We start from the raw sequence: 10,444 nt of genomic DNA, 5'->3' as shown, positions 1-10,444 counted from the left end.
GGATCAGGCTGCCCTCAGCTTCACCACGCTGCTGCGACAGCGCAGCGGCGAAGGTCTCCCACCTCCACTCGGATAATCAGCGCCTCACGGCGCTCGCGGACGGCGTCCCACGATTTGCCCGCGGGCTGCAGCTGCGGGCTGTGGCCGCTCGGCGGCGTCCACGGCAGGACGGGGCGGCTATCGTTCGTCGTCTCCAAGGGAGCCTCCGGCGTCATCGGTGATCAGGTGATGACTGACCGTAGGGGTGTGGCGCGGGGCACAGAGGTACACCCTGTACCCCCTCATCGAGGGGTACGGTTCGTACCCCTCACGCGGCCACAGGCAGCCCCAACTCCCCACGCAGGCGCTCGGCATCACGCCGGACCGTAGCCGGGCCGGACTCGGCCAGATCCGCGATGGTCGATCGGGTGAAGAGGTTGAAGCGCGCGGTCTCAGCGGACTCCTCGCACGCCTTACCCAGCAGATGCACCACCGCGACCGGCTCACGCTCCAGGCTGTACGCCCGCGCCGACTCGATCAGGTGGAAACTGCGGCGCGTAGCCGACTCCATCGGCGATACGTCCACTCGCCCGGCCGCCTCGACTGCCCTGCGCCCGCTCGCGAGGTCTGCTTCCATGGTGATCGCGTAGGCGTCGACCATGCCTTGACCGAAGATCAGGTACGGGTGGGCGTAGGTCTTGCCGAGCTTCTTGGCCGCCCCGTTGGCGCGGCCCCAGAATCGTTCGGCGTCGCCACGGCGGCCGACCTTTGCGTAGGACAACGCGGCCGCCAGTTGAAGAAGCCCCCAGCGCGCCAGATCTTCCCGGTCGTCGTCAGGGCGGAGGAGATCAGATGCCTTCATCGCCAGATCGACGCGTGCATCATGCCTCTCGCCCGCATCCCTAAAGACATGATTCATGTACCAGGCGGCGCACGCGATGGCCTTCGGGCTGTCCGCGTCCTGCGCTGCGGACATTGCCCGGTCGCCGGTGAGCATCACCAGCTCGGGCACGGGCTGGAAGGACAGGTAGAGCTGGACGAGGTGGTACGTCTCGGCGAGGGCGGCGAGCACGCGGCGCCGGTCCGTGCCTTGGTAGACGCGTGCGGCGTGCTGGAGATCGGCGAGGAGGCCCGGCAGCACGACGGCGATGCGCGTCCTGTGCTCGCCGATGCCGTGCCACAACTGCCACGCCTGCCGCACGCTCGACAGGAGGACGTCGACTGACTCAGGTTCCTCATCGTGGTCGCTGAAGTGGTAGTTCGTGAGCGCTGCCTTGACGGCGGGTAGGGCGTTGTGCGCAGCCCTGGCGTAGCTGGAGGTAGTCAGGCGCTCGTCGCCGGTCAGCTCTGCGAGGTCTTCCACACCGAGGACATCGGCGAGGCGGAGCAGCAGAGGGAGGCGTGGGACGCCGAGGCGCCCGGTCTCGATGGCCTTGACCCATTCCGCAGTGCGCCCGATGAGGCCGCCGACGACGGGGCGTGTCTGTCCGTTGCGTTCACGGCGCTTCTTCACGCGTTGTCCGAACGTGCTGGGGGCGTGTGGAGTGTCGGTGCTGTCGGGCATACTGAACTCCGTTCTGAACTCGACACTCAGACGGTACTCCCGGGCCAGCCGGGATTGCAGCGATCGGCCTCCACATCACCGTGGGGGCCGTCGTGCTGGCTGGGCATGACGAAAGCCCCCTCGCCCGGCCCGAAGGCCAAACGAGGGGCACAGTCTGAGATGTCAGCGGGCCGGCCGCCAGATCAGGGAGCGGGGGTATAGGTCAGCGGTGCGTCGGGACAGCCGCTGACGCCGGCGGGCCCGAGCCGACGAGGGCCGCCACTGCCGCGCCGACGACGAGTAGTGCCTTCAGCCTCATGCTGCTCCTTCGTAGGGGGATCGGCACCGTAGCGGCCACCACCTGCGAATCACTGGACCGGCGTGCGCGCGAGTCTTCGAAAGCCCGACTTATGATTCAACCGCTGACCCCTGTCGCTACAGTCGAAAGGGGCGTCCGAAGCCATAGGAGGTGGCTTCGGACACCTCTTCTTCGGGTCGGGCCCTGAACAGTTGTTGCTGGCTTGCTGTGTTGCCCCACCCTGAAGGTCAGCGGACCTCGAACGAGTGGGTGTTGTAGTTATTGGCGGTGCTACAGCCGATAACTCGGGCGTTGGCGTTGACGCCAGCGACGTCGGGGTTCACGCACAGGCCATAGGCCTGGTTCCTGAGCTGGTACCGGTTGGGCTTGCTGGAAGCTTCCATGCTGAAGATCTGCTCGTCCCAGCGGGGGTCGCACGGACGCTGCTGGAGGGGTTCGGAGCCGCCTCCGCCCACAGCGGTGACACACATGTCACTGTTGAGATTGCGCAGCAGGAAGGTCCCGCTGGTGACCGGGTCGATAGCCCACTTCTGAGCCAGTTCGTTGGTGTCGGTCTGGTACTGGATCGAGGTGCCGCCGACGGTTGGGTTGCCGGCGACGCCGAGGACGAAGCCGGTCTGCCAGTTGCGGATCTTGGTGCCGGACAGCGGCCCAGTCGCGTCGGCGGTGCTCACCCCGAGCACGGTCGCACTTAGCGCTACGGCGACCACGGCGCAGGCGGATCGAATGCGCATGAAGGATCCCTCTCCCCTGAGCTGATCACACTATGTGTTCAGCTGGACACGCAACGTACTGCACTGCACTCGGGATTCCCTCGACAATGCCACGACGGAGTGACTCAACTCGCCGACTAAGCAGCCCCTGGCAGTAGCCAAAGGTGCGATCAGAGTCGATGGTAGAGGCCGTCGCCGACCAGTCGGAATGGACGCCGACCTCAGTGGAGAGCACATCCGCACGGTGCACTCTCCTCGGGCTGCCCCAGGATCGTTGCCGCGGTCTTCGGTCTTCACTGGCCCGATTGCCTGGCCGAGACGGCGACGCGGATCACCATCCCGATCGAGTACGTGCTCCAGTGGGACGACGAGCACATCCCGCGCCAATCCGGCCTCGCGTTGTTCGAAGCCTCGCCTCGAAGGAGAAGACGTTGCACGCCAATGCGGGCAGGTATGAGGAGCTGCCCAGGCTCGAGGTCGACAGCGTGGTCCGGTTCTTCGCCCGGCATCTCGGCCAGGCAGTCACGCCGCCGGTCTGACCTGAGCTGACCTGACGGGTATCGGCGTCCGGCCGGGCGCCGATAGCGCGGTATCCCAGGTGTCGCGATCGATACGGTGTCCGGCCGCAGCCGCCGGCTAGCGGGCCGGGCGGCGTCCGCGTGGCGGTCCGCCCCCTGTCCCGTTGAGGGGGAGCAGTGACTCCAGGGTGGAGCCGCGGACCCACGCCCCGAGCAGGTCCCGGTGCATGGCGAAGATCTCGTGTTTCACCGACAGTTTCTCGGCCGCCGCGGTGAAGTTGCAGGTGGCGACGTATACGGCGATGTCGGCGCCGTGTTCGGCCCGCGCCGTGCCGAGGAACTTCTGCATCTCACCGCTGCCCACGGTGCGGTGGGGTGCGTAGTGCTTGCACTGGATGACCAGCCGGCGCCCGTCCGGCATCAGCCCGATGACATCGGCGCCCAGGTCGCCGGTCTTGCCGGAGACCACGACCTGGGTGCAGCCGTCGCGGCGGCACAACTGCGCCACGTACAGCTCGAACCGCTGCCAGGTCATCGCATCGACATCGGACATGACCACTTCGCGCGCCTTGCGTTCCTCCGCGGCCTGCCAGGCGCGGTCGCCGGATACGGCGCTTCGGTGGGCCCTCAGCAGCCACCAACCGACCCCGCCGAGCAGCGTCGCGAGAACCACCCCAGCGGCGTAAGGCCACACCGTCTTCCACGTCAGAGCCAACACAAGCAGCATCACGGCGCCGACGCCCCACGCCCAGCGGCGTATTCGTGTCTTCAACCGCCGTGATGACCATGTGCGCCGTCGTCGCGCCGCCATCTCGCCCCCTCCCGCACGTACCCGGCAGTGTGCGGAGCGGTGGCTTACCGCGGCAAGACCGCCTGGGTGTTTGCCGAAGGGGCATCCGGGCGATCAGCTACTGATCCACAATAATGATGCGCATGAGCGACGCGCAGCCACAGCCACGGTTCACCATATTCGTCCACCTGACGGCCCTGCCTGCATGGCTTGCCCTGGGGCGGCCCGAGCGTCAGCGGATCATCGCTGATCATGTGGAGCCGCTGCTGGAGAAGCACTCCGCCGTTCAGGTCCGCTGGTTCGACGCCGAGGCATGGGCGGCTGCTCCGTCCGATGTGCTGGTGGCGACGACCGACGATCTGACCGCGTGGTCCGACCTGTTTGAAGGCCTTCGCGACAGCCCGCTGTGGAGCGTGCCCTACTTCCGCGTGGAGTTGGTGCTGCCGACGATCGAGGACGGCTTCGCCGACTACGAGCGTCGTACCGGGCAGCGCGCCTGACATCCACGCCTGACATCAAGGCCTGACATCAGCGCCGGGGCGGTCGAATTGCGCGATGACACGCCATGGCTCGCGATGCAGAATGCCCGCATGATCAAAGGCGTTCACACCGACAAGGCGCCGTTCGTGCGCTTCTCCGACGGCACCGAGCCGCCCCTGTCCCAGGCCATCGTGTCCGGTGGCCTGGTCTTCACCTCCGGTCAGGGACCACTGGACCCTGCCACGAACGAGATGCCGGCCGATTTCGCCGCGCAGGCAACCCAGGTGCTGAGCAACCTCGTTGCCGTGTTCGAGGCGGCGGGGAGCGGTAAGGACCGCATCGTCAAGTGCACCTGCTATCTGAGCGACAGGAAGAACTTTCCGGAGTTCAACCGCGTGTACCGGGAGTTCTTCGCGGACTCTTCGCCGCTGCCCGCCAGGACCACCGTGGTGGCGCAGCTCGTGCGCGAGGGTGTGCTCGTCGAGATCGACGCGGTGGCGGAAGTCTGAGCGGCGACGGTCCTCGGCGACGCGCTGTGCCGCATGGGCACGTTCCGCCCGGAGCGACCGAGCCGGTCCTCATCACGGTCTCCAGTCCCACCACGGGCTGACCATTGGTCACTTCACAACCGCAGTTCGGGCGGGAAACCGGTCCAGCACAGGTCGGCGGGCAGGTGGGACATGTCGTTGTAGAAGAGCACGGAGGAGAGTCGGCCGGGGGCGTAGCGGATGACTGTCAGGGCCGCGTTGGCTTGGTTGAGGCCGAGCCAGCGCCAGTCGGGGGCGTCGAGGGCGGCGCGGACGAGCCAGCCGATGAGGAAGTTGTGGGTGACGACCAGTTCGTGGCGGGGCTCGTCGCCGGGCACCGGGCCGGTGAAGAGAGCCTGGGCCTCGCGGGCGAGAGCCGGGTCGTGGTCGTGTGCTTCCGGGGGGAATTGGGCGAGGAAGCCGAGGAGGGCGTCGGCGGTGTCCGCGGGGAGTTCGCTTCGGTCGGGGACGTACGGGAGGTAGTCCCCGGCCGGTTCGGACGGGTGGAGGGGGACTTCGGGGAGTTCAGAGGCTTCGGGGCGCTCGGTGAACTGCTCGGCGATCAGGTGTGCGGTCTGGGCGGCGCGGGGGAGCGGGCTGTGGTGGATGGCGGATATGGGGTGGCCGCGCAGCCGCTCGCCGAGCAGTACGGCCTGGCGGCGGCCGTTCGCCGTCAGCTCGGTCTCGTCGGGTGAGGCCTCGCCGTGGCGGGCCAGATAGAGGTAGCGGGCGACCGTTGTGGTCATTGGCGTACGGGTGTCCTTTGTGGAGTTGCTTCGGGGCACCCTTGGGGACGTCCGGGGCGCGGGCGAGGTTGCATGTTCCACAGGCCCGTCTCGCCGCGTGGGCGACGGTCGAGCCGCTGAACTCTTGGTGAAGTTTGCCCCGGGTGAGTTCAGGAGAAGTTCAGCGAGTATCCGGCGCCGCGCATTCACCTGCGCATATGCCTGTCGTCGCGGCGGATTGGCTCGGTAATGTCCGTTCTTCCCTCGTTCCAGGGTTCGGAACAAGATCATCCGGTTCGGCTAGTCTGCGATCGCCAAGCTGATGGAGTGACGGGGGAAAGGCCATGAGCGGTCCAAGCTATCTGGACGGTCTCAACTACCACGACATGGTCGAACTCGACCTGGGTAAACTCGGCGGCGCGGTCGCGGACTGGAAGTCGACCGTTGACGGTTTGAAAAAGCTGATGGAGGACGCGAATTCCGGCTTGTTGAAGAAGTCGGAGGGGGCTCGGTGGGCCGGGCTCAACGCGGACGTCACGCGTGAATTTGTCAAGAAGACCGCGAAAGAGCTCGGGGATCTGCACAAGGAAGCCAACGCCATCTGGAGCGTCCTCGATGACGCGCATTCCCAGCTCACCGAGATCCAGTCCAATATCAAGTCGACCGTCGAGCAGGCGAAGGAAGTCAAGCTCCGGGTCACCGACAACTGGGACGGCACCGTCAAGTTCGTCTACCCGTTTGCGGCGGAGGGGACGTACTCCAAGCAGGACCGTGCAGTCCAGGACGAATACAACCGCCACGTCAACGCGCAGCTGGCCAGGGCCATCCAGATCGACGGCCTGGTCAAGGGCGCGCTGGCCAAGATGCACGGCGGCGACCCCTACGACGCAGGGCACACCCGGTACGACTCGCTCGACGATGTCGCGCTCGACCGGGCGACGGCGCTCGCCTCGCTCGGTAAGGACGTGAACCCCAAGCAGCGCGCCGAGCTGCGGAAGCTCTGGGACGCGCTCAGCCCGGAACTGCGCGGCCAACTGTGGGATGCGGACAGGGTAAAGCTGATGGATGCCGGGGTCATCTCCCCGAAGTACAAGTGGACGCCCGGGGACAAGGGAAACCTGGGGTGGGCGGTGAGAGACCCGGGAGCCGGTGACCGCTGGGACTTGTTCAAGGCGAAAAGCAAAGTGGAGTTGGACAAAATCAACGGCCTGAGCCACGCGGGCCGGAATCTGGAGCACTACCTCTCGAACACGGGAACCCCCCTTGATCTGGACGTCGACAGCATGCTGCGCGACGACAAACCCGTGTACGAAGATGTCGAGTGGGCCATCGTCGACCATCAGGAAAAGTGGGCGGAACAGGCGCGTAAGGAGCTGGAGAAGTCAGGGGCACAGACCGTGACCATTCCGGTGGAAACGAAAGATCAGGACTACTTGCCCGCCGACCCCGGCTGGCGTGAGGCTGTCGGCAGCGGAACGTTCAATGTCTCCGGTGCGATGACGGCGAAGCTCGACGAATACGGGAAGCCCCAGTACTACCTCGACTACCAGGTGAACGTCTGGGATCGATACAGCTGGAACGAGAGCAAGGACAACTGGCCGGGGGACGTCACCGACCCGGACATGGCCCACCTGCAGACAGTGGGGCTGGCCCAGGACTTCGACATGCGCGGCAGCAGTTCGGTGACGCACTACGACTACCAACAGCCAGGGCCGGACGGCGATTACGACAGCCCGGGGCCGCAGGTCTAGGACCCGGACCGGGCCCCGCAGCTTCCGCCTCCGGTCGTAGCCGGAGTGGTGTCATCCGATTCAGCTACCATGCGTTTTGATCTGCGCTGTGGTGCGGCGTGGCCAGGGGAGGAACGGCCGCGGCACCGGATGCGCGGATGTCCTCTACAGGAGGTAACGGGGAATGTCATTCGACAGCGAGTGGTCTCAGCTCAAGGCGGACGCGGCCGGCCGGCAGAGCGCCCATACCCGGCTCAACCAGCTTCCCGCGGAGGGCGGCGGAGGCGCGTCGGCCACGAGTGGCGGCGGGGGCTCCGATCTGGTCGTGCACCAGGACGACTTGGGCGCGGTCGGACACGAGGCCTTCGTCCTGCACGGGGAGTTGCAGAAGGTGGCCGACATCGCCGGGGCGGGGGCCAACAAGGACGGTGTGGGGTCGTCCATGCAGGCGGCCAAGGCGCTGAGCGACCATCACTTCACCATGGGCGACGCGCTGAGCACCACGGTGTCCGTCTGGAGTTCCCAGGTGAAGACCGTGCTGCAGATGTGCGCCCATATCTCCAACCACCTGGACTACTCGAAGAAGGCGCACAGGAACGACGACGCGCAGATCGCGGCCTCCCTGCGCAACCGGGACGGGTCGGCCGTGAGCGTTTCCGAGATATCCAAGATGGTGAAGTAGCGGAAACGACGGGGGAAAGACGATGGGGGCTATCACCTACGCGGATCTCATCGGCATTGATCTGGGGAAGCTCGGCACCGCGGTCACGGACTGGAAGTCCGCTGTCGACGGTTTGAAAAGGCTGATGAGCGATGCGCGTTCGGGTCTGCGGAAGAAGTCGGACGGGGCGCGGTGGGCCGGGCTCAATGCGGATGTCACACGTGAATTCGTCGGCAAGACCGCGAAGGAGTTCGCGGATCTGCACAAGGAAGCCAGCAGCATCTGGAGCGTCCTCGACGACGCGCACTCACAGCTGACCGAGATTCAGTCCGCCGTCAGGTCGATCGTCGCGCAGGCGCAGGACGACGGGCTCCGGCTCTCCGATAATTTCGACGGCACCGTGCGCTTCCTCTACCCCCATACGCCGGGGGACGACGGGGTACGGACGCAAGAGCAGTTGGACACTCAGGAGGCGTACGCCAACCGCGTCAACCGGCAGCTCGCCCGGGCCGTCGAGGTCGACGGCATCGTCAAGGGCGCGCTGGCCAAGAGCCACGGCGGCGACCCGTACAACGCGGGCCACGCCGGGTACCACTCCCTGAACGACGCCAAGGTCGACCGGGCCATCGACCTTGCCTCGCTGGGCCAAAGGGCGAACCCCAGCCAGCGCGCCGAACTGCGCAGGATCTGGGACGGCCTCAGCCCCGAACTGCGCGGCCGGGTCTGGGAGGCCGACAGGATGGCGCTGATGGCGGCCGGGATCTCGGACCCGCAGTACAAGTGGAAGCCGGCGGATGTGGGATCCGGGAAGTTCCACTCGCGCGATCCTGGCTACAAGGACTATCTGTTCCAGCTCGAGGCGAAGGCCATGGCGAAGGGCGGCGGTCTGGCGGGCTACGACCAGGGGGCCCGCGCGTTGGCCCACTACCTCGGAGGGTCCGGAAAGCCGCTGGATCTGGATATCGACCGCATGTGGGACGAGGACGAGGGATTCCGGAAGGCCGCCACGGAGAACCTTTCCAAGCATGAGGACGAGTGGCGGGAAAAGGCCCTGAAGGCGTTCGAGAATTCGGACGGCCGGCCGGTGGCCATTCCGGTGGAGACGAAGGCCGAGGGGTACGAGCAGGGCGACCGTGACTGGAATTTCGCCGTCGGCCACGCAATGGTGAACCATTCGGGAGTCGTGAGTGTGGAGCCAGGCTCCGCACGGCGGGAAGCCCAAGGTGTCCCTCGACTACCAGGTGAACGTCTGGGACCGATACAACTGGGATGACAATACGTCCTTCGAAATCGCGGGCGTCACCGTCTCGGGCGCGCAGATGCAAGGGCTCCACCAGACCGGCCTCGCCCAGGAATTCAACATGCACGGCAGAAGCTCGACTCATTGGCGCGACCTGACTCAGCCGCGGTAGCCGGCGGGCTGACGGCTACGGGGGGTCCGGCGGCTGCTCACCCCGTCGCGGCGGCGGCCAATCCCGTAGCACGTCACCCGGCGCCAGCCGGACCACCACCTCGGCGAGCTGGGTGCAGATCAGCTCGATCTGCTGGCGGGTACGGTTCCGCTCGGCGATGATCGCCGACAGCAGCAGTGCGGTCAGCGCGGTGGAGCCGTTGAACGCCTGCAAGGTGACCATCCGCGCCAGCAGCGTATGTCCCGCGAACGGGCCGACCCCCGCCGCCGTCGCCTGGATCGCGCACACCGACACGATGAGCGAGCACGGCGCGGCCCCCGCCAGCTGGAAGCGCAGCGCCGCCCAGATCAGAAAGGGGAAGACCAGGAAGAGCAGGCTGCCGACGGAGCGCGTGGTGACCAGTGCGACGGCCGTGGTGGCCACGAGCAGCAGCCCCGCCTCGGCCCACCGGTAGGGGTGCACGCCGCGCGGCGGCCGGGCCCTGCTCAGCACCAGCAGCAGCGGTGTGACCACCAGGACCCCCATCGCGTCCCCCGTCCACCACACCGACCACGTCGTCCAGAACGCGTCCGTCGGGAGCGCTCCCACCAGGACGAGCACACCGGTGCCCACCGTGGAGCTGATCAGCATGCCGGCCAGCGCGCCGAGGAAGACCAGCGACAGGGCGTCCCGCAGCCGGTTCAGCTCCGTATGGAACCCCATGCGCCGCAGCAGCAGATACGAGCACACCGGGGCCACGGTGTTGCCCGCCACGATCGCGACGACCGCGAGGGCCGTCGGGCCGATCGGCGCGTTGACCAGGAGGGCGCCCAGCGTGATGCCCGGCCAGGTGCGCAGGCCGAGCAGGAGCAGACAGGTCAGGGCGATACCGGTGGGCGGCCAGAGCGGGGTGACCTGCCCGCGCACCAGCTCCTGCAGCAGCCCGATCCGGGCCGCGACGTAGTAGGCCGCTGTGACGGCGACGATCCGCAGGCCCGTGGCACCGTATCGCCGGATCCAGTCATCGCCTGCCACAGCGGCCATCAGACAACGTCGTCGCAGTTCGGT

10 protein-coding genes and 1 pseudogene are annotated in these 10,444 nt (G+C 66.9%); 6 read left to right on the top strand and 5 right to left on the bottom strand.

Going from position 1 to position 10,444, the window contains the following annotated elements; translation table 11 throughout:
• Positions 1-307: 307 nt before the first annotated feature.
• Entirely contained in the window at positions 308-1,543 is a 1,236-nt protein-coding gene (locus ACWDSL_RS10785; RefSeq protein ID WP_450483840.1) for a helix-turn-helix domain-containing protein, read from the bottom strand.
• Positions 1,544-2,068: 525 nt separating this feature from the next.
• A complete protein-coding gene (locus ACWDSL_RS10780) occupies positions 2,069-2,515 on the bottom strand; it encodes an RICIN domain-containing protein (RefSeq protein ID WP_450483838.1) in 447 nt (148 codons plus the stop codon).
• A gap of 303 nt (positions 2,516-2,818) precedes the next feature.
• Here ACWDSL_RS10780 and ACWDSL_RS10775 point away from each other — a divergent pair.
• Positions 2,819-3,093, top strand: a pseudogene (locus ACWDSL_RS10775) (alpha/beta hydrolase); the annotation flags it as partial.
• Between the two features lie 97 nt (positions 3,094-3,190).
• Here the strand turns inward: ACWDSL_RS10775 and ACWDSL_RS10770 are convergent.
• Positions 3,191-3,799, bottom strand: coding sequence for a restriction endonuclease (locus ACWDSL_RS10770; protein ID WP_450483844.1), 609 nt, complete (start codon positions 3,797-3,799; stop codon positions 3,191-3,193).
• A 206-nt stretch (positions 3,800-4,005) separates the two neighbouring features.
• Here ACWDSL_RS10770 and ACWDSL_RS10765 point away from each other — a divergent pair, with 206 nt between their 5' ends.
• Positions 4,006-4,362: a darcynin family protein gene (locus tag ACWDSL_RS10765; RefSeq protein ID WP_450483836.1), complete on the top strand. Its 357-nt coding sequence runs from the start codon at positions 4,006-4,008 to the stop codon at positions 4,360-4,362.
• A gap of 48 nt (positions 4,363-4,410) precedes the next feature.
• The gene (locus ACWDSL_RS10760) at positions 4,411-4,851 is read left to right on the top strand and encodes a RidA family protein (RefSeq protein ID WP_450483834.1); all 441 of its coding nucleotides are present in this window, start codon (positions 4,411-4,413) and stop codon (positions 4,849-4,851) included.
• Positions 4,852-4,964: 113 nt separating this feature from the next.
• Here the strand turns inward: ACWDSL_RS10760 and ACWDSL_RS10755 are convergent, their stop codons facing one another.
• Complete coding sequence (locus ACWDSL_RS10755) at positions 4,965-5,615, bottom strand: histidine phosphatase family protein (RefSeq protein WP_450483832.1); 651 nt, start codon at positions 5,613-5,615, stop codon at positions 4,965-4,967.
• A 323-nt stretch (positions 5,616-5,938) separates the two neighbouring features.
• On the opposite strand from ACWDSL_RS10755, the gene ACWDSL_RS10750 reads away from it, so the two are divergent.
• From ACWDSL_RS10750 to ACWDSL_RS10740, 3 genes are all read left to right on the top strand, one after another.
• On the top strand, positions 5,939-7,345 hold the full coding sequence (locus ACWDSL_RS10750; RefSeq protein WP_450483830.1) for a hypothetical protein: 1,407 nt from the start codon (positions 5,939-5,941) through the stop codon (positions 7,343-7,345).
• A gap of 163 nt (positions 7,346-7,508) precedes the next feature.
• The gene (locus tag ACWDSL_RS10745) at positions 7,509-8,006 is read left to right on the top strand and encodes a hypothetical protein (RefSeq protein ID WP_450483828.1); all 498 of its coding nucleotides are present in this window, start codon (positions 7,509-7,511) and stop codon (positions 8,004-8,006) included.
• 22 nt (positions 8,007-8,028) lie between these two features.
• Positions 8,029-9,258 (top strand): hypothetical protein, encoded by a 1,230-nt coding sequence (locus ACWDSL_RS10740; protein WP_450483826.1) that lies wholly within the window; start codon positions 8,029-8,031, stop codon positions 9,256-9,258.
• Positions 9,259-9,412: 154 nt separating this feature from the next.
• Here the strand turns inward: ACWDSL_RS10740 and ACWDSL_RS10735 are convergent, their stop codons facing one another.
• Positions 9,413-10,420 (bottom strand): MASE1 domain-containing protein, encoded by a 1,008-nt coding sequence (locus ACWDSL_RS10735; RefSeq protein WP_450483824.1) that lies wholly within the window; start codon positions 10,418-10,420, stop codon positions 9,413-9,415.
• Between the last annotated feature and the right edge of the window lie 24 nt (positions 10,421-10,444).

It is taken from the genome of Streptomyces sp. NPDC000941, from assembly GCF_053599555.1.
Note: the sequence above shows the minus strand (reverse complement) of the source record. Positions and strands in the feature narration are given on the sequence as shown.

Bases quoted from the DNA above. Each gene is read 5' to 3' on its own strand.
- ACWDSL_RS10785 (WP_450483840.1), bottom strand. From the start codon at position 1,543: ATGCCCGACAGCACCGACACTCCACACGCCCCCAGCACGTTCGGACAA.
- ACWDSL_RS10770 (WP_450483844.1), bottom strand. From the start codon at position 3,799: ATGCTGCTTGTGTTGGCTCTGACGTGGAAGACGGTGTGGCCTTACGCC.
- ACWDSL_RS10765 (WP_450483836.1), top strand. From the start codon at position 4,006: ATGAGCGACGCGCAGCCACAGCCACGGTTCACCATATTCGTCCACCTG.
- ACWDSL_RS10755 (WP_450483832.1), bottom strand. From the start codon at position 5,615: ATGACCACAACGGTCGCCCGCTACCTCTATCTGGCCCGCCACGGCGAG.
- ACWDSL_RS10750 (WP_450483830.1), top strand. From the start codon at position 5,939: ATGAGCGGTCCAAGCTATCTGGACGGTCTCAACTACCACGACATGGTC.
- ACWDSL_RS10745 (WP_450483828.1), top strand. From the start codon at position 7,509: ATGTCATTCGACAGCGAGTGGTCTCAGCTCAAGGCGGACGCGGCCGGC.
- ACWDSL_RS10740 (WP_450483826.1), top strand. From the start codon at position 8,029: ATGGGGGCTATCACCTACGCGGATCTCATCGGCATTGATCTGGGGAAG.
- ACWDSL_RS10735 (WP_450483824.1), bottom strand. From the start codon at position 10,420: ATGGCCGCTGTGGCAGGCGATGACTGGATCCGGCGATACGGTGCCACG.